Origin of the sequence: Klebsiella indica (assembly GCF_005860775.1) — a bacterium.
Classification (GTDB): domain Bacteria; phylum Pseudomonadota; class Gammaproteobacteria; order Enterobacterales; family Enterobacteriaceae; genus Klebsiella; species Klebsiella indica.
Window position 1 is genome coordinate 34,503 of the sequence record NZ_VCHQ01000014.1, and the last position, 20,378, is coordinate 54,880.

Annotated in this window: 20 protein-coding genes and 1 pseudogene; 13 read left to right on the forward strand and 8 right to left on the reverse strand. The window is 53.6% G+C overall.

All coding sequences use genetic code 11. From position 1 onward, the window contains the following. Positions 1–7: 7 nt before the first annotated feature. Positions 8–1,345, reverse strand: a complete 1,338-nt coding sequence (gene dsdX / locus FE839_RS11350; RefSeq protein ID WP_138360922.1) for a D-serine transporter DsdX — start codon at positions 1,343–1,345, stop codon at positions 8–10. Between the two features lie 203 nt (positions 1,346–1,548). Between dsdX and dsdC the strand changes: the two genes are divergently transcribed. Then, positions 1,549–2,496, forward strand: a complete 948-nt coding sequence (gene dsdC, locus FE839_RS11355) for a DNA-binding transcriptional regulator DsdC (RefSeq protein ID WP_277753113.1) — start codon at positions 1,549–1,551, stop codon at positions 2,494–2,496. A 68-nt stretch (positions 2,497–2,564) separates the two neighbouring features. Here the strand turns inward: dsdC and emrD are convergent, their stop codons facing one another. The 4 genes and pseudogenes from emrD to tisB form a co-directional block, all read right to left on the reverse strand. Continuing rightward, a complete protein-coding gene (gene emrD, locus FE839_RS11360) occupies positions 2,565–3,749 on the reverse strand; it encodes a multidrug efflux MFS transporter EmrD (protein ID WP_138360923.1) in 1,185 nt (394 codons plus the stop codon). 174 nt (positions 3,750–3,923) lie between these two features. Next, positions 3,924–4,757: a DMT family transporter gene (locus FE839_RS11365; protein ID WP_138360994.1), complete on the reverse strand. Its 834-nt coding sequence runs from the start codon at positions 4,755–4,757 to the stop codon at positions 3,924–3,926. A 37-nt stretch (positions 4,758–4,794) separates the two neighbouring features. Then, positions 4,795–4,920: pseudogene (locus tag FE839_RS25095) on the reverse strand (hypothetical protein); the annotation flags it as partial. Positions 4,921–5,126: 206 nt separating this feature from the next. Next, positions 5,127–5,216, reverse strand: a complete 90-nt coding sequence (gene tisB, locus FE839_RS11375; RefSeq protein WP_138360924.1) for a type I toxin-antitoxin system toxin TisB — start codon at positions 5,214–5,216, stop codon at positions 5,127–5,129. 582 nt (positions 5,217–5,798) lie between these two features. Here tisB and ivbL point away from each other — a divergent pair. From ivbL to ilvN, 3 genes are all read left to right on the forward strand, one after another. Further along, positions 5,799–5,894, forward strand: a complete 96-nt coding sequence (ivbL, locus tag FE839_RS11380) for an ilvB operon leader peptide IvbL (RefSeq protein ID WP_138360925.1) — start codon at positions 5,799–5,801, stop codon at positions 5,892–5,894. Between the two features lie 103 nt (positions 5,895–5,997). Continuing rightward, a complete protein-coding gene (gene ilvB, locus FE839_RS11385; RefSeq protein WP_138360926.1) occupies positions 5,998–7,686 on the forward strand; it encodes an acetolactate synthase large subunit in 1,689 nt (562 codons plus the stop codon). Between the two features lie 3 nt (positions 7,687–7,689). Then, the gene (gene ilvN, locus FE839_RS11390) at positions 7,690–7,980 is read left to right on the forward strand and encodes an acetolactate synthase small subunit (RefSeq protein WP_138360927.1); all 291 of its coding nucleotides are present in this window, start codon (positions 7,690–7,692) and stop codon (positions 7,978–7,980) included. Position 7,981: 1 nt separating this feature from the next. Here ilvN and FE839_RS11395 read toward each other — a convergent pair whose 3' ends face one another. After that, positions 7,982–8,773 carry a DeoR family transcriptional regulator gene (locus FE839_RS11395; RefSeq protein ID WP_138360928.1) on the reverse strand — a complete coding sequence of 264 codons (792 nt, stop codon included), beginning with the start codon at positions 8,771–8,773 and terminating at the stop codon, positions 7,982–7,984. Between the two features lie 334 nt (positions 8,774–9,107). Here FE839_RS11395 and rbsK point away from each other — a divergent pair, with 334 nt between their 5' ends. The 8 genes from rbsK to FE839_RS11435 all read left to right on the forward strand — a co-directional run bounded on the left by rbsK (position 9,108) and on the right by FE839_RS11435 (position 18,152). Next, entirely contained in the window at positions 9,108–10,028 is a 921-nt protein-coding gene (gene rbsK, locus FE839_RS11400; RefSeq protein ID WP_138360929.1) for a ribokinase, read from the forward strand. Positions 10,029–10,055: 27 nt separating this feature from the next. Further along, the gene (gene fucP / locus FE839_RS11405; RefSeq protein WP_138360930.1) at positions 10,056–11,372 is read left to right on the forward strand and encodes an L-fucose:H+ symporter permease; all 1,317 of its coding nucleotides are present in this window, start codon (positions 10,056–10,058) and stop codon (positions 11,370–11,372) included. A gap of 11 nt (positions 11,373–11,383) precedes the next feature. Beyond that, entirely contained in the window at positions 11,384–12,397 is a 1,014-nt protein-coding gene (locus FE839_RS11410) for an aldose 1-epimerase family protein (protein ID WP_138360931.1), read from the forward strand. Positions 12,398–12,604: 207 nt separating this feature from the next. Then, positions 12,605–13,195 (forward strand): response regulator transcription factor UhpA, encoded by a 591-nt coding sequence (gene uhpA / locus FE839_RS11415; RefSeq protein ID WP_138360932.1) that lies wholly within the window; start codon positions 12,605–12,607, stop codon positions 13,193–13,195. Continuing rightward, complete coding sequence (gene uhpB, locus FE839_RS11420; protein WP_138360995.1) at positions 13,195–14,697, forward strand: signal transduction histidine-protein kinase/phosphatase UhpB; 1,503 nt, start codon at positions 13,195–13,197, stop codon at positions 14,695–14,697. The genes uhpA and uhpB overlap by 1 nt, the downstream gene beginning before the upstream one ends. A gap of 9 nt (positions 14,698–14,706) precedes the next feature. After that, entirely contained in the window at positions 14,707–16,035 is a 1,329-nt protein-coding gene (gene uhpC, locus FE839_RS11425; RefSeq protein WP_071259136.1) for an MFS transporter, read from the forward strand. A 144-nt stretch (positions 16,036–16,179) separates the two neighbouring features. Next, positions 16,180–17,571, forward strand: coding sequence for a hexose-6-phosphate:phosphate antiporter (uhpT, locus tag FE839_RS11430; RefSeq protein WP_138360933.1), 1,392 nt, complete (start codon positions 16,180–16,182; stop codon positions 17,569–17,571). Positions 17,572–17,699: 128 nt separating this feature from the next. After that, positions 17,700–18,152 carry a DUF1198 domain-containing protein gene (locus FE839_RS11435; protein WP_138360934.1) on the forward strand — a complete coding sequence of 151 codons (453 nt, stop codon included), beginning with the start codon at positions 17,700–17,702 and terminating at the stop codon, positions 18,150–18,152. A gap of 60 nt (positions 18,153–18,212) precedes the next feature. Here the strand turns inward: FE839_RS11435 and FE839_RS11440 are convergent, their stop codons facing one another. Together FE839_RS11440 and FE839_RS11445 are read right to left on the reverse strand one after the other, a co-directional pair. Further along, entirely contained in the window at positions 18,213–18,536 is a 324-nt protein-coding gene (locus tag FE839_RS11440) for a helix-turn-helix domain-containing protein (RefSeq protein WP_115614294.1), read from the reverse strand. Then, positions 18,520–18,879, reverse strand: a complete 360-nt coding sequence (locus FE839_RS11445) for a type II toxin-antitoxin system RelE/ParE family toxin (protein ID WP_138360935.1) — start codon at positions 18,877–18,879, stop codon at positions 18,520–18,522. Before FE839_RS11445 ends, FE839_RS11440 begins: the two co-directional genes overlap by 17 nt. A gap of 226 nt (positions 18,880–19,105) precedes the next feature. On the opposite strand from FE839_RS11445, the gene nepI reads away from it, so the two are divergent. Next, entirely contained in the window at positions 19,106–20,287 is a 1,182-nt protein-coding gene (gene nepI, locus FE839_RS11450; RefSeq protein ID WP_138360936.1) for a purine ribonucleoside efflux pump NepI, read from the forward strand. The last annotated feature ends 91 nt before the right edge of the window (positions 20,288–20,378 follow it).

Genomic DNA, 20,378 nt, shown 5'->3' on the forward strand with positions numbered 1-20,378 from the left:
TTTGCGCTCAGATAATGAAAGAAAGCAGGAATGTGCTCGCCAGTGCAAGTAACGAAGCGATAAAGGTTGCGGTGGTATAATATTTGAACGTTTCGTTGAGGCTTGCGCCGCAGTACTGTTTAACCAGCCAGAACAGGGAATCCGTGACGATAGTGCAGCCAATCGCGCCGGAGCCGATGGCGATAGCGATGATCTCGGGGCTGACGTTGGGATAAAGCGGCAGCATCGGCGCCACGATGGCGGTTGCGCCCATCATCGCAACGGTAGCGGAACCCACTGCGGCGTGCAGAATCAACGCCACCAGCCAGGCCAGCAGAATTGGATGCATGTCCAGATTCGACAGAATTACCGCCAGAGTATCGGCCAGGCTGCTGGTCTTAAGGATTGCGTTAAAGGCCCCGCCCGCGCCGATAATCAGCAGAATATTGGCAATCGAACCGAAGCCGTTTTCCGTATGCGTCAGCAGGGCACCCATGCCTATTTCCTGGCGGAGCCCCAGCACATAATAGGCGACAAAGACGGCGATAAACATCGCGGTGATGGGGTTGCCGATAAATTCCAGCAGCATATACAGCGTGCCGCCTTTGGTCATATTCAGTTCGGCTATGGTTTTGACCAACATCAGGCCAATCGGCAGCAGAACCGTAAACAGCGTTGCGCTAAGTGAGGGTAGCGTCTCTTCTTTACGTACTTCGAGATTGGAAAATTCAGTGGGAACCGCTTTAAACGGCAGACGGTTGCCGAGCAATCGCAGGAATAGCGGCCCGCCAACCAGCGAAGCCACCAACCCAACCAGCAGACCATAAACGATAACGGAACCGATATCCGCGCCCAGTTTATTCGCCACAAACAGTGCAGCCGGATGTGGCGGCACCACGCAATGCACCGCCATGAGCGCGGTACACAGCGGAATAGCCAGCTTGAGCAATGATGTGTTGGTCTTTTTCGCAATGGAAAACGCCAGTGGAATAAGCAGAACAACGCCCACTTCAACGAATAACGTGATCCAGCAAATCAGCCCCACCAGCACCATGATCACGTCAGCGGAAAGCCAACGGCAGCGCTGGAGCGTCAGGCCGATGCGTTCCGCTGCCCCGGAAACCTCCATCATTTTACCGAGAATGGTCCCGAGGCCAATAACCGCCGCCAGAAAGCCTAACGTGCCGCCAATACCGCTCTCAATAGCATTGACCATATCCAGTGGGCTCATCCCCATCATGGCGCCGACGAAAAAGCTCGCCAGCAGTAGCGCCAGGAATGGATGAAGCTTCAGTTTGATAATAGTTAGCACAATTAACACGATGCTTATCAGCAGCGTGCTGACAACCCAGATCTGAGATTCCATGCCCCACCTCACCTGTGAATAATCTGTGGTTATTGAACAGAAAATCGGCAACTGCTGACAAACGATATAAATGGCGCTTCAGGTGAATCAGATTGAATCAAAGTGGTGATTTGGCTCTAAATAAGATGGTTTAATGTGCAATGAGTCACTTTTATTCATCTTTAACCTAAGTCCGGGACGCAAAGTTTCTTACAATCGGCACAATGAAAGTGAAAGAACAGGAAAGGGAGGCGCAAAAAGCGATGGGGAATCGACTGCTTAACGGCTGGCAACTTTCGAAGCTATATACTTTCGAGGTCGCCGCCCGGCACGAGTCGTTTGCGCTGGCAGCGGAAGAGCTGTCGTTGACGCCGAGCGCGGTTAGCCACCGCATAAATCAACTGGAAGAGGAACTGGGGATTCAGTTGTTTGTACGGTCGCATCGCAAGGTGGAACTTACCCATGAAGGCAGACGGGTGTTCTGGGCGCTGAAATCCTCCCTGGACAGTCTCAACCAGGAGATTCTGGATATTAAAAACCAGGAACTGTCGGGGACATTAACGGTCTATTCGCGCCCGTCCATCGCCCAGTGCTGGCTGGTTCCGGCGTTGGGCGATTTTACCCGCCGTTACCCCTCCATATCGCTCACCGTGCTGACCGGCAACGATAATGTCAATATGCAGCGAGCGGGAATCGATCTGGCGATCTATTTTGATGACACGCCTTCGTCGCAGCTTAGTCATTATTTTCTGATGGATGAGGCTATCGTGCCGGTTTGCACGGCGGATTACGCGCATCAGCATCAGCTTCAGCAGAACCCTGGCAATCTTCGTCACTGTACGTTGCTGCACGATCGCCAGGCCTGGAGCAATGATTCCGGTACCGATGAGTGGTTTAGCTGGGCGCAACAGTTTGGTATTGACTTGCCGCAATCGTCGGGAATTGGCTTTGATCGTTCGGATTTAGCGGTGATAGCGGCGATGAATCACGTCGGCGTGGCGATGGGGCGTAAGCGGCTGGTGCAGAAGCGGCTCGACAGCGGTGAGCTGATGGCACCGTTCGGCGACATGACCCTGAAATGCCATCAGCACTATTACGTGACGACCCTGCCGGGCCGTCAGTGGCCGAAAATCGATGCGTTTATCAACTGGTTGCAGCACCATGCACAATAATAATGGCTCGTTTTCTATAATCCGGGTTAGACATTTGAGTCGCAACCCGGAAGAAGGCGACCCAGGGCTTAAACCGGCAGCCGGTGATGATGAAAACGAGATGCCAGCGGCAGCCAGCATAGCAGAATCAGCAATCCCATCAGCATCATCAGTAGCCCCAGGCTGCTCTGGCCGGTTTGCGGCATCATCGCGGACAGCCATGCCAGCACGCCGGAACCGATATTCTGCAATCCTCCCACCAGCGCTCCGGCAGTACCGGCAAGAAACGGGAATGGCTCCATTGCGCCGCTGGTCGCCAGCGGAAACAGCATTCCTGCGCCAAAAAAGAACAATGCGGCGGGCACCAGCAGCGTCCAGATGGTCATCACGCCTAACAGCGCAGGGAGCCACATCAGGATCCCTGCCAACAGGCAGCAAACTACCGACTGCCACATTAGCATCGGGAAGCGCTTATTCGGGCGTCCGGCAAACCAGGCGCCAAAAAATGCCGCCGGAATCGGCACGATAAACAGAATACTCACTGACATGCTGCTCAGGCCCAGCACGGCGCCCATCAGCACGCCGGAACAGGCTTCAAAAACGGCGATCCCCGCCAGACCACCAATCAACATCAGCAGATAGCAGTTAAATGCGCCGGTACCAAACAGGGTTTTATAATTGGTTATCAACCGGCTGCGCGGCGCGCTGGCTGGCCGGGTTTCCGGCATCCAGCGCGCCATGCTGAAAGTTACGCCAGCGCACAGCACTAGCAGAAAAATATAGCAGGCCCGCCAGCTCCAGAGGGTGCCAAGGATACCGCCTATCAGCGGCGCCAGCAGCGGGCTGACCAAAATCCCCATATTAAGCAGACTATTAGCATGTCTTAGCTGCGCGCCTTCATACAGATCACGCGGCAGAGTACGCGCCATAACGCCGCCGACACCGGTGCCCATCCCCTGCATGGCGCTGGCGGCAATCAGCACTGGCAGGCTATGGGTGGTGATAGCAATCAGCGTCGCCAGCATAAAAACAGACATCCCGGCCAGGATCACCGGGCGGCGGCCAATGCGGTCAGACAGCGGGCCATAGAAGAGCTGCGATACGCCATAGGTCAGTAAATAAGCGGCCATGACGCTCTGCACAGCGCCCTCGCGGACGTTGAGTGATACCGCCATATCAGCAATCGCCGGAATATAAATGGTTTGCGCCATCTGACCAACGGCCACCAGCAATACCAGCATCAACAATAAATTGACGTTCTTATGCCGTTTCATTCGATGAATACTTTGTAAAAAATAGATATAAAGAATATGTGACTGGAACATACGGTAATAGCGGAGAAATCTACCATATAAAAATAACAGGGCAACCATACGGCGGTGATTGTCGGAGGAGAATCGGGCTGGTTTTGTAAACCAAAATCGGCAACTAATGTTGCCATGTATAATTTATGATAACCGCAGCAGAATCGCCCCAACAGCAATCCCGCAAGCGGCAAGAATACGCAGCGGAGCGACTTTTTCTTTTAACAGGATCAAAGCGATAATCGCGCCGAAAAGAATCGACGTCTCACGCAGGGCGGCGACCACCGCCAGCGGCGCCTGGGTCATCGCCCACAGCGCCAGACCGTAGGAGCCCATTGTACCGACTCCGCCGACCAGGCCTTTCTTCCAGTGCTGGCGCAAATAGCGGCTGGCCTGCGGGCGTCGGGCGATCAGCGCCCAGCCCAGCAGACAGAATCCATTCATAAAAAAGGTCCATAGCGTATAGCCCAGCGCGGTTCCCGAAAGTCGCACCCCGGTTCCGTCAACCAGCGTATAACCGGCAATAAAACAGGCGTTGATTAGCGCCAGTACGATACCCGTACTTGAGCTGGCCCGGCCGTTAAAGGCCATCGCCAGAATAGCCAGGCAGATGATGCCAATTCCGAGCCACGCCACCGGGGAGAGACGATCGCCGAGGAGGGCAACGCTGATTATGGCTACCAGTAGCGGCGCGGTGCCACGCATTAGCGGATAGGACTGGCTCATATCCGAGACCTGATACGTTTTCGCCACCAGTACCGTGTACACCACCTGTAGTGCGCAGGAGACGGCGAGAAACGGTACGCTGGCGAGTGCGGGTTGTGGGGCGAAAGGGAGTAGAGCAAGGGCGATTAGTGAGGCGGAACCGCAAACGCCTACCGCTGCGTACATTTTATCGCCGCTCGCTTTAACGATAGCGTTCCAGCTGGCGTGCAGCAGGGCTGCAAACAGTAAAATGCAGAAGACGGTTATGGTCATCACGGCCCGAAAACAGGGAATAGATCGTTACTGGACTCTAACATGCGTGCGCTTCGGCAGCCAGAGGTGACGAAAGGGCGAAGAACAGGCGAGCCGTGACCCGCGGTTCATCCCACACCGGGCGAAATCCCAGATTTTCATAAAACGACGGGGCATGGGGATTCCCCGCTGTGTCAGTTTTCCTCCAGGCGGCGCAGCATGTTGTCATTTTGCGCCAGGATTTCGTCGCGTAGCGTGGCAAAACCGGGTGTGTTCGGCGTTGTTGCGGGTAATCTGCAGCGCTGGCATAGTCCTCTCCATCAGATCGGTTAATGGGTAGCCTGCAGAGGGGCGGTTTCCCGCCCCTCTCAGGTGCGACTTGAACCTGAATCAGCGGAACTGCTTCAGGACGGCATCAAGTAGTTGCAACACGGCAACCATGAGTTTCAGGATCAAAACGATAATATCCACTCCGCTCATACGCGTCTCCTCTGGTTCAGGAGCACGACCAGCTGGCGTACCTTTCCGCCGCCTGTTGCCAGCCAGAGTATATCCGTCATATTTCTGGTGCAGCCCCGTTGGCTGTGACCTAAATTATTCGGGATATTTGTTGACGTAACACAGTGTGCTCGGCTGGGGTTAAGGCGCTGACGGCACCACCCGTTTCAGCCAGGACTTGATTGCGCCGGTAAAAGTGCGGCCCCAGATGTCACTCTGCGTACTTTTGCAGTATAGAATAAATACTGTATGTATGAACAGTATTTATTGGACAAATTTACGCGCGCGATCGATACTCTAAATCAGCAAAAACCATGGTCAAAATTGCGCCTTCTTCGCCGATCGCGTATACTTTTGCCGTTGACGTAATACAGTGTGTTTGCGGCCACCAACCGGAAAGCGCTGAGCAAAAAACCTCGCCGGGCGGGGTTTTTTGTTTTTATCCCCTCGCAAATTAATGTGATCTTCCACACAGTTTTTTGTGGATGAAAATAAATCCATTGTGAAATGGTACAAGCTGTGTTTGTATAAATTCATTCACTATTTCGATACAACAGGTCCCTAATGAACGCAGCCATGCTGACTCCGACCCTACTACTCACCGCGCCTGCCGCGGTGGTCGTCGTGTCTGTGGTGGTCGTCGTCGGCAATGCGCCGTAGGGTCCGGAACAACACGAATTCCAAAACCCCGCCGGCGCAAACCGAGCGGGGTTTTTCGTTTTATGCCCCCCGGTAAGTCGGCCCAGAATAAAAGGACTGGAGCATGGCAAGTTCGGGCACAACATCACAAAAAATGCGCTTCACTGGCGCGCAGTTAGTCGTTCATTTACTGGAACGTCAGGGGATCACCACCGTTAGCGGTATACCGGGCGGCTCCATCCTTCCCATTTACGATGCATTAAGCCAAAGCACGCAGATTCGCCATATTCTGGCGCGTCACGAGCAGGGGGCGGGGTTTATCGCTCAGGGTATGGCGCGTACCGAAGGTAAACCGGCGGTGTGTATGGCCTGTAGCGGTCCAGGAGCGACTAACCTGATCACCGCTATCGCCGACGCTCGTCTGGATTCGATTCCGCTGGTTTGTATCACCGGCCAGGTGCCTGCCTCAATGATTGGTACCGATGCCTTCCAGGAAGTCGACACCTACGGTATTTCTATCCCCATCACCAAACATAACTACCTGGTGCGTAATATTGCTGAATTGCCGCAGGTGATGAGCGATGCCTTTCGTATCGCCCAGTCCGGGCGGCCAGGGCCGGTGTGGATAGATATTCCTAAGGATGTTCAGGCGGCGACCATTGAGCTGGACGTGCTGCCGGAACCGGGTACCCGGACGGCGGCGCCGGCGTTCGATAGCGCCTGCGTGCGCGAAGCGGCAGCGATGATTAACGCCGCGCAGCGCCCGGTGCTCTATCTGGGCGGCGGGGTTATCAACGCTCCTGAGCAAATTCGCCATCTGGCGGAGAAAGCGAACTTACCGACGACCCAGACCCTGATGGCGCTGGGGATGTTGCCAAAAGCGCATCCGCTGTCGTTAGGCATGCTGGGGATGCACGGCGCGCGCAGTACCAACTTTATTCTTCAGGAAGCGGATTTACTGGTTGTTTTAGGCGCACGTTTTGATGACCGGGCGATTGGTAAAACCGAACAGTTCTGCCCGAATGCGAAGATTATTCACGTCGATATCGACCGTTCAGAGCTGGGTAAAATCAAACAGCCGCACGTGGCGATTCAGGGCGATGTGGGCGAAGTGCTGAACCAACTGATCCCGCAGGTTGAGGCGCGGCCTCGCAGCGAATGGCTGCAACTGGTGGCTGACTTGCAGCGTGAGTTCCCTTGCCCTATTCCGCAGGAGAAAAACCCGCTCTCGCATTACGGGCTGATTAACGCCGTTGCCGCCTGCGTTGATGATGACGCGATCATTACCACCGATGTGGGACAGCATCAGATGTGGGTTGCTCAGGCTTATCCGCTGAACCGTCCGCGCCAGTGGCTGACCTCTGGCGGTCTGGGTACCATGGGTTTTGGCCTGCCCGCTGCGGTTGGCGCGGCGCTGGCTAACCCGCAGCGCAAGGTTATCTGTTTCTCCGGCGACGGCAGCCTGATGATGAATATTCAGGAGATGGCCACCGCGGCGGAAAATCAGCTGGATGTGAAAATCATTCTGATGAATAACGAAGCGCTGGGGCTGGTTTATCAGCAGCAGAGCCTGTTTTATAAGCAGGGCGTGTTCGCTGCAACCTATCCGGGTATGATCAATTTTATGCAGATCGCTGCCGGTTTTGGTCTGCAAACCTGTGATTTAAATAACGAAGCTGACCCGCAGGCGGCGCTGCAGGCGATTATCGACCGACCGGGTCCGGCATTGATTCACGTGCGTATCGATGCTGAAGAAAAAGTGTATCCGATGGTACCGCCGGGTGCGGCCAATACTGAAATGGTGGGGGAATAAGCCATGCAACAGTCAACTCATGAAAACGTTATTCTACAGCTCACCGTGCATAACCATCCTGGCGTGATGACCCACGTTTGCGGTCTGTTTGCCCGCCGCGCGTTCAACGTGGAAGGCATCCTTTGTTTGCCGATTCAGGGTAGTGCCCAGAGCCGTATCTGGCTACTGGTGAACGACGATCAGCGTCTAGGGCAAATGATTAGCCAGATTGAAAAGCTGGAGGATGTCGAGAGCGTGGTGCGTAACCAGTCCGATCCTTCCATGTTCAGCAAAATTGCTGTCTTTTTTGAATGAGTTATTCGCTTTCAGAATCTGGGGTGATGACGTTTATCGAACCATTCCGGCAGTGTGAGGCATAATCTGCCGGTAATGGACGGTCGCTGATAAGCACATCAAATGCCGATAATGGAGCAAGACTGGCAGGCGCGACATCGTCGAATAGCGCGTAGCGCGCGAGTAGTATCTTTCGCAGGCCGCGATCCATCGCTTTACGTTTGGTGGCCAGGTCTTCAGGATTGAACCAACTGACGCCAAAATATTCATGTACTCCACTGGCGGAGATAAATACTTTACGCGGATTGAGTGAATCGAGCGCCGATGGATTGATGGTATCGTAGAAGGCATCACTTTTAGCCCGATAGGTTCCGCCACACAGGATGGCTGTGGCGTTGGGCTTTTCATTGAGCGCCATAAATACCTGATGCGAATAGCAGATACCGGTAAAGGTAATGTCATCGGGGATCATGTTGATGATCAGCGGCATTTCTCTGCCGTTATCAAAAAAGATCAGATCGTTTTCGCTTACCAGACCCGCCGCAAGAATAGCAATGGGTAAATCGTCGCGATGATGTTTTTGCGTAGGCACAAGGGAGGGCGTGAGCGAGGGAGATGAAGGTTTGTTCACCATGACGATATAGCCGCCGAGCAGGGTAAGCGGCAGAGGCTCATCATTTTCCTGGTTGAGATCCCGGCGAATCGTCATCACGGAGACTTCCAGCATGCGTGCGGCGTCTTTAAGATGGACGCGATCGGTTTTCTTCAGCAGTTCCATCAGGCGACGTATACGTTCTTTTTGTTTGGTCTCCATTCATACTCTCCGCGAAGTAAACTAATAATGTTATTTTTATAACATTTTTCAGTGGGAAAACATTGCACACATCCATTACTATACAGTGACTATTCGCAATAAAAAACCCTGGTAGCCCCCATATTTTTACTTAAATTTATTCTTTTTCAGTGTGTTATCTTTTGTTTTTGCCCTTTTCACTTCGCTTTTCTCCGTTGAGGGCCGCTCTCCGTTGCTCGTTAAACAATCCATGAATGATTCAGTAATCGCGATCATTGTCACAAATGATACCAAAGTAACATGATAATGTTATTATAATATCATTGTTACATGGTTGTTTCTGAGAGGTAGTAAAATGGATATCGCGGTTATTGGCTCTAATATGGTTGATCTCATCACCTATACCAATCAAATGCCAAAAGAGGGGGAGACGCTTGAGGCGCCGGCATTCAAAATTGGTTGCGGTGGGAAAGGCGCAAATCAGGCCGTTGCGGCAGCTAAGCTCAATTCGAAAGTAATGATGCTGACCAAAGTGGGAGATGATATCTTCGCGGATAACACGATTCGTAACCTTGAGTCCTGGGGGATCAATACCACTTATGTTGAAAAAGTACCTTGCACCAGCAGTGGCGTTGCGCCGATCTTTGTGAATGCTAACTCCAGTAATAGCATTCTTATTATTAAAGGTGCAAATAAATTTCTTTCTCCCGAAGATATCGATCGCGCTGCTGAGGATTTAAAAAAATGTCATTTGATTGTTTTACAGCTTGAAGTTCAGTTAGAAACTGTTTACCACGCAATCGAATTTGGTAAAAAGCACGGTATCGAAGTTTTATTAAATCCAGCGCCGGCATTGCGTGAATTAGATATGTCTTATGCCTGTAAGTGTGATTTCTTTATTCCTAATGAAACCGAGCTGGAAATATTAACCGGTTTGCCAGTTGATACGTACGATAATATTCGCAATGCCGCACGCAGTCTCGTTGAAAAAGGTCTCAACAATATTATTGTTACTATGGGAGAGAAAGGCGCGCTGTGGATGACTCGTGAGCAGGAAGTTCATGTCCCGGCATTTAAGGTCAGCGCAATAGATACCAGTGGCGCAGGAGATGCTTTTATTGGTTGTTTCGCTCACTATTATGTCCAGAGTGGCGATGTTGAATCGGCCATGAAAAAGGCTGCGCTCTTTGCCGCATTTAGCGTCACAGGAAAAGGTACACAATCCTCTTATCCGAGTATTGAGCAGTTTAATGAATTTCTGTCATTAAACGAATAATCACTCTGCACTATCAAAGGTAGCACTATGAACGATAAAAAAATCATTCAGATGCCTGATGGTTATCTGAATAAAACACCTCTGTTCCAGTTTATTTTGTTATCCTGCTTATTCCCGTTATGGGGATGTGCTGCAGCATTAAATGATATTTTAATTACGCAGTTTAAGAGCGTATTTGCATTGAGTAATTTTGCTTCTGCATTGGTACAAAGTGCATTTTATGGTGGTTATTTTCTCATTGCGATCCCGGCATCGTTAGTAATTAAAAATACCAGCTATAAAATTGCCATCCTTATCGGACTTACACTTTATATCGTTGGCTGTACGCTCTTTTTCCCGGCTTCGCACATGGCAACCTACACCATGTTTTTGGCCGCAATTTTCGCCATAGCTATTGGTTTAAGCTTCCTGGAAACGGCGGCGAACACCTACAGTTCAATGATCGGTCCGAAAAATCATGCCACATTACGATTGAATATTAGCCAGACGTTTTATCCGATAGGTGCGGCGACCGGGATTTTACTCGGCAAATATTTAGTCTTTTCTGATGGTGAAAGCCTGGAAAAGCAGATGGCGGGTATGAATGCCGAACAGATCCATAACTTTAAAGTATTGATGCTGGAAAACACTCTTGAGCCTTACAAATACATGATCATGGTTCTGATAGTGGTCCTGGTGTTGTTCCTGCTGACGCGATTCCCGACCTGTAAAGTTGCGCAGTCCGAGAATCATAAGCGTCCGTCTGCGATCGATACGTTGCGCTATCTGACCACTAATGCACGTTTCTGCCGTGGCATTGCCGCCCAGTTTCTGTATGTCGGCATGCAGGTAACGGTCTGGTCGTTCACTATCCGTCTCGCGCTGGAGATGGGGAATATTAATGAGCGTGATGCCTCAACGTTTATGATCTACAGTTTTGCCTGTTTCTTTATCGGCAAGTTTATCGCCAACCTTTTGATGACCCGTTTTACACCGGAAAAAGTACTGATTATCTATTCGATCATCGGTGCGTTGTTCCTGGCGTACGTTGCGCTGGCACCGAGCTTTAGCGCGGTATATGTGGCGGTACTGGTAAGCGTGCTGTTTGGACCGTGTTGGGCAACCATCTATGCTGGCACATTGGATACAGTCGATAACGAACATACTGAAATGGCTGGCGCCGTGATTGTGATGGCGATTATTGGCGCGGCGGTTATTCCGGCGATTCAAGGTTTCGTCGCCGATATGTTCCACTCCCTGCAGATCTCTTTTCTGGTGCCGATGCTGTGTTTTATTTACGTGGGCGTTTATTTCTGGCGTGAGTGCAAAGTCCGTCGTGCGCTCACCGAAGCGGCAGCATCCTGAGGAGAATTCTTGTGACAACACGTTTACCTTTATGGCGTCAGTTATTTAGCGAGCAACCCCGTACATTACTGGCGAATGATGACTTTACGGTAATGGCATTCCGCTATGCCAGCGGCGTAGAGGCGTTGCGGGTGGAAAACGCGCGCGGTTATCTGGTGATATTGCCCTGGATGGGACAAATGATCTGGGATGCAGTGTTTGACGGTCATGACCTGACAATGCGCAATATGTTCAGTGAACCGAAACCGGCAGCGGAGGTGGTCGAAACCTATGGCTGTTTTGCATTTCATTCCGGGTTACTGGCGAATGGCTGCCCGTCACCGCAAGATACCCATCCTCTGCATGGTGAAATGGCCTGCGCGGCAATAGACGATGCCTGGCTTGAGCTCGGGGAAGAGGAGCTGCGCGTGACGGGACGTTATGAATATGTGATGGGTTTTGGACATCATTATGAGGCGCGGCCAGCGGTAGTATTCCGCAAAGCGAGTGCGCTGTTTGATATTCAGATGGCGGTGACTAACCTTGCCGCTGTCGCTATGCCATTACAGTATATGTGCCATATGAACTATGCTTACGTGCCGGAGGCAACATTTAGCCAGAATATTCCTGATGACGCGTTCTCGCTGCGTGAATCGGTACCAGCCCATGTGAAGCCGACTGCGTCGTGGCTAGCGTTTAATCAACGGATCCAGCAAGGTGAGACATCGCTGTCTATATTGAACGAACCTCAGTTTTACGATCCGGAAATCGTCTTTTTTGCGGATGATCTGGCGCGTTACACCGCTACTCCTGAATTTCGCATGATAGCGACTGATGGGACCATGTTCATCACCCGTTTTTCAAGCTCGGAGCTTAATTACGTCACCCGCTGGATTCTCTATAATGGCGATCAACAGGTCGCGGCCTTTGCGCTACCCGCTACCTGTCGGCCGGAAGGGTTTCTGGCAGCCAGGGCCAATGGTACTTTGGTTTCACTCGCACCACAGCAAACTCGCACTTTCACGGTGACCACCGGTATTGCATGAGGTGGATAATTCTGTTCAATGCTTTGGGCAGTAACGCGTTTATATACAAACGCACTCCAGTTGCATCAAGGCGGCGAGTCTGAGAAGCCCCCGGCGCTTACTTAAGTAAGTACCGGGGGAGCAGACGCAGACAGTGCAGAGGTAGCTTGAAGGATGACGTGTATCTCGCTAAGGTAGGCGCGTTTTTTACACCCGCCAGGACATGCCATGACCACTATCGCCCTTATTGACGATCATCTTATCGTCCGCTCCGGCTTTGCCCAATTGCTGGGGCTGGAAGCCGATTTTCAGGTTGTCGCCGAATTCGGTTCTGGTCGCGAGGCGCTGGCGGGACTGCCCGGTCGCGGCGTGCAGGTCTGCATCTGCGATATCTCCATGCCGGATATCTCCGGGCTGGAGTTATTAAATCAGCTTCCTAAAGGGATGGCGACGATAATGCTGTCGGTACATGACAGTCCGGCGCTGGTGGAACAGGCGCTGAACGCCGGTGCGCGCGGCTTCCTTTCCAAGCGCTGTAGCCCTGACGAGCTGATTGCCGCGGTACATACGGTGGCGACGGGCGGCTGTTACCTGACGCCGGATATCGCCGTTAAACTGGCGGCCGGACGGCAGGACCCGCTGACCAGACGTGAACGCCAGGTGGCGGAAAAGCTGGCGCAGGGAATGGCGGTGAAAGAGATCGCCGCCGAGCTGGGGCTGTCGCCAAAAACGGTACACGTACATCGCGCCAATCTTCTGGAAAAACTGGGCGTCAGCAACGACGTTGAGCTGGCGCGCCGCATGTTTGATGGCTGGTGATGAAAACCATCCTCTCCCGGTTAATTACCGTTATCGCCTGCTTTTTTATCTTCTCCGCCGCGTGGTTTTGCCTGTGGAGCATCAGCCTGCACCTGGTTGAGCGCCCGGAGCTGGCGGTACTGCTGTTCCCGTTCGGTTTACGCCTGGGGCTGATGTTGCAGTGTCCACGCAGCTACTGGCCGGTATTGCTGGGCGCGGAATGGCTGCTGGTCTGGTGGCTGGCGCAGGAAGTGGCGCTGGCGCATCTACCGCTTTTGATGATCGGAAGCCTGTTGACGCTGCTGCCTGTGGCATTAATCTCCCGCTATCGCCATCAGCGCGACTGGCGCACCCTGCTGTTACAGGGCGCGGCCTTGACGGCGGCGGCATTGTTACAGTCTCTGCCCTGGTTAGGCCAGGGGGAAGAGACGTTAAACGCGCTGCTGCTGACGCTTACCGGCGGGTTGACGCTGGCGCCCATCTGTCTGGTGTTCTGGCATTACCTGACCAGCACCACCTGGTTACCGCTCGGCCCGGCGCTGGTCTCTCAGCCGGTGAACTGGCGCGGGCGGCATCTGGTCTGGTATCTGCTGCTGTTCACCGTCAGTCTGTGGCTACAGCTGGGTCTACCGGCTGAGCTGTCACGCTTTACGCCGTTCTGCCTTGCGTTGCCGATTATTGCGCTCGCCTGGCATTACGGCTGGCAAGGGGCGCTGATCGCGACGTTGATGAACGCCATCGCGCTGATTGCCAGCCAGACCTGGCACGATCATCCCGTTGATTTACTGCTTTCTCTGCTGGCGCAAAGCCTGACCGGGCTGCTGCTTGGCGCGGGGATTCAGCGCCTGCGCGAACTCAACCAGTCGCTACAAAATGAGCTGGCGCGCAACCATCGTCTGGCGGAACGCCTGCTGGAAACGGAAGAGAGCGTGCGGCGCGACGTAGCGCGGGAACTGCACGACGACATCGGTCAGACCATCACCGCCATTCGCACTCAGGCGGGAATTGTACAGCGGCTGGCGGCGGATAATGGCGGCGTAAAACAGAGCGGGGCGCACATTGAGCAACTGTCGCTGGGCGTGTATGACGCGGTGCGTCGCCTGCTGGGGCGCTTGCGTCCGCGCCAGTTGGATGACCTGACGCTGGAACAGGCTATCCGTTCGCTGATGCGGGAAATGGAGCTGGAAAGTCGCGGCATCATCAGCCATCTCGACTGGCGAATAGACGAGTCTGCGCTCAGCGAAAGCCAGCGGGTAACGCTGTTTCGCGTTTGTCAGGAAGGGCTGAACAACATTGTGAAACACGCTAATGCCAGCGCGGTTACGCTACAGGGCTGGTTGCAGGATGAGCGGCTGATGCTGGTGATTGAAGACGATGGCAGCGGCCTGCCGCCGGATTCCGGCCAGCAAGGTTTTGGTCTGACCGGGATGCGCGAGCGCGTGACGGCGCTTGGCGGCGTACTGGCCATCTCCTGTACGCACGGCACGCGCGTTAGCGTGTCGTTGCCTCTGCGTTACGTTTAAGGAGCGGCGATGCTGACGTTTCTGAAAGCTCCGGCAAATGCGCCGTTGATAACCGATAAACACGAAGTTGATGCGCGTTACCGCTACTGGCGGCGACAGATCTTACTGACCATCTGGCTTGGCTACGCGCTGTTCTATTTCACCCGTAAAAGTTTTAATGCCGCCGTGCCGGAGATCCTCGTCAGCGGCGTGCTGACCCGCAGTGATATCGGCCTGCTGGCGACGCTGTTTTACATCACCTATGGCCTGTCGAAGTTTGTCTCCGGCATTGTCAGCGACCGTTCCAACGCCCGTTATTTTATGGGCATTGGGCTGATCGCCACCGGCGTGGTGAATATCCTGTTCGGTTTCTCCACGTCGCTGTGGGCCTTTGCATTACTGTGGGCGTTGAATGCCTTCTTCCAGGGCTGGGGAGCGCCGGTGTGCGCCCGTCTGCTGACGTCCTGGTACTCGCGTAATGAGCGTGGCGGGTGGTGGGCCATCTGGAATACCGCGCATAACGTCGGTGGGGCGCTGATTCCGATCGTCATGGCTGCAGCCGCTCTGCATTACGGCTGGCGCGCCGGGATGATGATTGCCGGAACGCTGGCGATTATCGTCGGCATTTTTCTCTGCTGGCGGCTGCGCGACAGGCCACAGGCTATCGGTTTGCCAGCGGTCGGGGACTGGCGGCATGATGAGCTGGAAATCGCTCAGCAGCAGGAGGGCGCGGGGCTGACCCGCAAAGAGATCCTGACCAAATACGTGCTGTTGAATCCCTATATCTGGCTGCTCTCGCTGTGCTATGTGTTGGTGTACGTGGTACGCGCGGCGATCAACGACTGGGGCAACCTGTATATGTCGGAGACGCTGGGTGTCGATCTGGTCACCGCCAACATGGCGGTCACGATGTTCGAGCTGGGCGGGTTTATCGGCGCGCTGGTGGCGGGCTGGGGTTCAGATAAACTGTTCAACGGCAACCGTGGGCCAATGAACCTGATTTTCGCTGCCGGAATACTGCTCTCTGTCGGTTCGTTATGGCTGATGCCGTTCGCCAGTTACGTGATGCAGGCGGCGTGCTTCTTCACCACCGGCTTTTTTGTTTTTGGCCCGCAAATGCTGATCGGCATGGCGGCTGCGGAATGTTCGCACAAAGAGGCGGCGGGGGCGGCAACCGGTTTTGTTGGTCTGTTTGCCTATCTTGGCGCATCGCTCTCCGGCTGGCCGCTGGCGCAGGTGATGGAAACCTGGCACTGGACCGGGTTCTTTGTGGTGATTGCCATTGCGGCGGGCATTTCCGCCCTGCTGCTGCTGCCGTTTTTGAACGCGCAGGCACCGCGCGAGGCCAGCATTACGTGACGGACTTCACCTTTTTACCCCGAGTGGGGCAAAACTAAGACATTTTCCCGGTTTCGCCTGGACGCTGTCTCAGGCTGGTTGGGCGGCTGATTTTTACAATGCCTGCAATAAAGCAGGCTTAAAAAATCAGGAGATACCCGTCCCATGCTGAACTTCTTAAACCAGGTGCGTAAGCCGACCCTGGATCTGCCGCTCGATGTACGGCGCAAAATGTGGTTCAAACCGTTCATGCAGTCCTATCTGGTGGTCTTTATCGGCTACCTGACCATGTACCTGATCCGCAAAAACTTCAACATCGCCCAGAACGACATGATCTCCACCTACGGGCTGAGCATGACGCAACTGGGGATGATTGGTCTGGGCTTCTCGATCACCTATGGCGTAGGCAAAACGCTGGTTTCCTACTATGCCGACGGCAAAAACACCAAGCAGTTCCTGCCGTTTATGCTGATTCTTTCCGCTATCTGTATGCTGGGTTTCAGCGCCAGCATGGGGAGCGGTTCCGTTAGCCTGTTCCTGATGATCGCCTTCTACGCGCTGAGCGGTTTCTTCCAGAGTACCGGCGGGTCGTGCAGTTACTCCACCATCACCAAATGGACGCCCCGTCGTAAGCGCGGCACCTTCCTCGGCTTCTGGAATATCTCCCACAACCTCGGCGGCGCTGGCGCGGCAGGCGTGGCGCTGTTCGGCGCGAACTACCTGTTCGACGGCCATGTGATCGGCATGTTTATCTTCCCGTCGATCATCGCGCTGATTGTGGGCTTCATCGGCCTACGCTTTGGCAGCGACTCCCCGGAATCTTATGGTCTTGGTAAGGCGGAAGAGTTGTTCGGCGAAGAGATCAGCGAAGAGGACAAAGAGACCGAAGAAAATGAGATGACCAAGTGGCAGATCTTTGTGGAATACGTCCTGAAAAACAAAGTGATCTGGCTGCTGTGCTTCTCCAACATCTTCCTGTACGTGGTGCGTATTGGTATCGACCAGTGGTCTACCGTTTACGCGTTCCAGGAACTGAAACTCTCTAAAGAAGTGGCGATTCAGGGCTTTACCCTGTTTGAAGTGGGCGCGCTGGTCGGTACGCTGCTGTGGGGCTGGCTGTCGGATCTGGCGAACGGTCGTCGCGCGCTGGTGGCCTGCGTTGCGCTGGCGCTGATTATCGCCACCCTCGGCGTTTACCAGCATGCCAGCAACCAGTACGTCTATCTGGCGTCCCTGTTCGCGCTCGGCTTCCTGGTGTTTGGCCCGCAGTTGCTGATTGGCGTGGCGGCAGTTGGCTTCGTCCCGAAAAAAGCGATCGGCGCGGCGGACGGCATTAAAGGCACCTTCGCTTACCTGATCGGCGACAGCTTTGCCAAGCTGGGGCTGGGGATGATTGCCGACGGTACGCCAGTCTTTGGTCTGACCGGTTGGGCGGGCACCTTCGCCGCGCTGGATGCCGCTGCCATTGGCTGTATCTGCCTGATGGCGATGGTCGCGGTGCTGGAAGAACGTAAAATTCGCCGCGAGAAAAAGAAACAAACTTTGCAGACAGCCTGAGTGATTGGCTGTACGTCACGTTACCCGGCTTCTGTGCCGGGTTTTTTTATTTGCGCCGGGTGATGCTCACATTGCCTGTCGACAATTTGTCGCTATGATGAACATCCTGTTGAGTAACGGATGTACGCATGATTTGGATTATATTGGCCACGCTGGTCGTGGTGTTTATTGTTGGCTTCAGGGTGCTCACCTCGGGGACCCGGCGTGCGATTCGTCGGTTAAGCGAGCGTCTGGGCATTAGCGTGGTGCCGGTGGAATCAATGATCGACCAGATGGGCAAAGCGCCGGGAGAGGCGTTTTTACAGTACCTGCATCGTCCTGATGAATCACATCTGCAAAATGCCGCCCAGATATTGCTGATCTGGCAGATCGTGATTGTGGATGGCAGCGATCAGAACCTGCAACAGTGGTATCGTCAGCTGCAAAAAACGCGTCTGGCCGCGCCAATTACTGACGCGCAGGTACGCCTGGCGCTGGGGTTTCTGCGCGAAATAGAACCGGATATACAAGAGATTAACGCCTTCCAGATGCGCTATAACGCCCTTTTTCAACCTGAAGATGGCGTGCACTGGTTGCATTGAGAACGGTATGTGCCATTTTGCATATAACGAATGGTGTTAACGGCTTATCAGCGAGACTCATCAGGCCAGCACTTTTAGTCCGTGCTTTTGCACAATGGTAAGAAGCTTCAGCGCCATACCGCCGGGGCGCTTTGCGCCGCTCTCCCATTTTTGCACTGTAGAAACGCTGGTATTCAGATAGCGCGCGAAAACGGGCTGGCTGACGTTCAGCTTCTCGCGTAGTGCTTTGATTTCAAGCGGCTGAAGATCTTCCACGCTACTGAGGCATGCTTTGTCAAAGTTGCGCATCGTTTCCTGGGGAATGGCATCAACGCTGAATAATCCAGAAGCTGCGCTGTGAATAGCTTCAAAAGCAGGGCTTTTGAATTTATTTTTTGCAGTCATGGCAAATCTCCACCAATTCTTTATTTTTAATCAATGCCGTCATTTTATCTTCAGCGAGACCAGCATAATGCTTTGCTAACTCGCGGAACCCGGCTAATTCACCGTTGTCGATGTTTGCCATATCCTGTTTGGCATATAAAAATGTATAAAACCAATGTATACCTCCTTTTGCGAGGATGATCGCGCGATCGCGATTCTGATTGAGGCGTTTTTTGTAAACCCCACCACCAAGATCCTCCACTTTTCCCTGCATTGCTGCTGCAATAACCTTACATAACTCTTCGTCTTTGATTGCATGGGACTTTGCTACCCTGGCAAACCATTTGGTTTTAAATACACGCATCGGGTTGACATCCTGTAACCGTAAGTGTAGCACTTAGTGCTATACTATGTTCTTTTCTTCCCACTGTGAATGCGAAGGCGCGCGAATATCATGGCGCATTTTTCATCATGTGATCGGGTAAGCATATTTCCCTGCAACAAAGGAAAGTTGCTAAAACGTTAAATGCGTCACACTTTAGATGTTACACTGCACGGCTTTTCTGGCAGAGAAAGACGCAGGTAACGAAATGAGTACAAGAATTGCAGAACAATCCCATGCTGAGACGATTATCCGGCCAAACTGGTCGGCTGTTTTCGCTGTGGCGTTCTGTGTTGCCTGCCTGATCACCGTTGAGTTTTTGCCCGTCAGCCTGCTGACGCCGATGGCGCAGGACCTCGGAATATCTGAAGGCGTCGCCGGGCAGTCGGTAACGGTAACGGCGTTTGTCGCCATGTTTGCCAGCCTGTTTATCACCCAAATTATTCAGGCGACCGATCGTCGCTATGTGGTGATCCTGTTTGCCGTTTTACTGACGCTTTCCTGTCTGCTGGTCTCATTTGCAACTTCCTTCACGCTGCTGTTGGCCGGGCGTGCCTGCCTGGGGCTGGCGCTGGGGGGATTCTGGGCGATGTCGGCTTCGTTGACGATGCGTCTGGTGCCGCCGCGTACCGTGCCTAAAGCGTTGTCGGTTATTTTTGGCGCGGTCTCCATCGCGCTGGTGATCGCCGCGCCGCTGGGCAGTTTTTTAGGTGGGATTATTGGCTGGCGTCATGTTTTTAACGCGGCGGCGGTGATGGGCGTACTGTGTGTTATTTGGGTAGTGAAATCGTTACCTTCGCTGCCTGGCGAACCGTCTCACCAAAAGCAAAATATTTTCAGTCTGTTGCAACGTCCCGGCGTAATGGCGGGGATGATCGCCATCTTTATGTCCTTTGCCGGACAGTTCGCGTTCTTTACCTACATCCGCCCGGTGTATATGAATCTGGCGGGCTTTGATGTCGATGGCCTGACGCTGGTGCTGTTGAGCTTTGGCATCGCCAGTTTTGTGGGAACGTCGCTCTCTTCTTCTGTTCTTAAACGCTCGGTCAAACTGGCGCTGGCAGGCGCGCCGTTGGTTCTGGCCGTCAGCGCGCTGGTGCTGACGTTGTGGGGACGCGAAAAAGTGGTGGCGGCAGGGATTGCGATTGTCTGGGGGCTGTCGTTTGCGCTGGTGCCGGTAGGGTGGTCAACGTGGATCACTCGCTCCCTTTCCGATCAGGCGGAGAAGGCCGGGTCAATCCAGGTAGCGGTGATTCAGCTGGCTAACACCTGCGGCGCAGCCATTGGTGGTGTGGCGCTGGATCATTTAGGACTGCTGTCGCCGCTGGCGCTCTCCGGCACGTTGATGTTGCTTGCCGGCATATTGGTGGTAATGAAAGTACGGGTATAACGGGGGAGGAATGCTTCTGTCCCCCGGCCAGTAATGGATGCGGCTGACCGGCGTATCTACCATGCCATACGCCCGAGACGAGTCGATCTCT

What these genes read in the sequence shown, in the direction of transcription:
- dsdX (WP_138360922.1), bottom strand. Translation starts at nt 1,345, where the DNA reads ATGGAATCTCAGATCTGGGTTGTCAGCACGCTGCTGATAAGCATCGTG.
- dsdC (WP_277753113.1), top strand. Translation starts at nt 1,549, where the DNA reads ATGAAAGTGAAAGAACAGGAAAGGGAGGCGCAAAAAGCGATGGGGAAT.
- emrD (WP_138360923.1), bottom strand. Translation starts at nt 3,749, where the DNA reads ATGAAACGGCATAAGAACGTCAATTTATTGTTGATGCTGGTATTGCTG.
- FE839_RS11365 (WP_138360994.1), bottom strand. Translation starts at nt 4,757, where the DNA reads ATGACCATAACCGTCTTCTGCATTTTACTGTTTGCAGCCCTGCTGCAC.
- tisB (WP_138360924.1), bottom strand. Translation starts at nt 5,216, where the DNA reads ATGAGCGGAGTGGATATTATCGTTTTGATCCTGAAACTCATGGTTGCC.
- ivbL (WP_138360925.1), top strand. Translation starts at nt 5,799, where the DNA reads ATGAACGCAGCCATGCTGACTCCGACCCTACTACTCACCGCGCCTGCC.
- ilvB (WP_138360926.1), top strand. Translation starts at nt 5,998, where the DNA reads ATGGCAAGTTCGGGCACAACATCACAAAAAATGCGCTTCACTGGCGCG.
- ilvN (WP_138360927.1), top strand. Translation starts at nt 7,690, where the DNA reads ATGCAACAGTCAACTCATGAAAACGTTATTCTACAGCTCACCGTGCAT.
- FE839_RS11395 (WP_138360928.1), bottom strand. Translation starts at nt 8,773, where the DNA reads ATGGAGACCAAACAAAAAGAACGTATACGTCGCCTGATGGAACTGCTG.
- rbsK (WP_138360929.1), top strand. Translation starts at nt 9,108, where the DNA reads ATGGATATCGCGGTTATTGGCTCTAATATGGTTGATCTCATCACCTAT.
- fucP (WP_138360930.1), top strand. Translation starts at nt 10,056, where the DNA reads ATGAACGATAAAAAAATCATTCAGATGCCTGATGGTTATCTGAATAAA.
- uhpA (WP_138360932.1), top strand. Translation starts at nt 12,605, where the DNA reads ATGACCACTATCGCCCTTATTGACGATCATCTTATCGTCCGCTCCGGC.
- uhpB (WP_138360995.1), top strand. Translation starts at nt 13,195, where the DNA reads ATGAAAACCATCCTCTCCCGGTTAATTACCGTTATCGCCTGCTTTTTT.
- uhpC (WP_071259136.1), top strand. Translation starts at nt 14,707, where the DNA reads ATGCTGACGTTTCTGAAAGCTCCGGCAAATGCGCCGTTGATAACCGAT.
- uhpT (WP_138360933.1), top strand. Translation starts at nt 16,180, where the DNA reads ATGCTGAACTTCTTAAACCAGGTGCGTAAGCCGACCCTGGATCTGCCG.
- FE839_RS11435 (WP_138360934.1), top strand. Translation starts at nt 17,700, where the DNA reads ATGATTTGGATTATATTGGCCACGCTGGTCGTGGTGTTTATTGTTGGC.
- FE839_RS11440 (WP_115614294.1), bottom strand. Translation starts at nt 18,536, where the DNA reads ATGACTGCAAAAAATAAATTCAAAAGCCCTGCTTTTGAAGCTATTCAC.
- FE839_RS11445 (WP_138360935.1), bottom strand. Translation starts at nt 18,879, where the DNA reads ATGCGTGTATTTAAAACCAAATGGTTTGCCAGGGTAGCAAAGTCCCAT.
- nepI (WP_138360936.1), top strand. Translation starts at nt 19,106, where the DNA reads ATGAGTACAAGAATTGCAGAACAATCCCATGCTGAGACGATTATCCGG.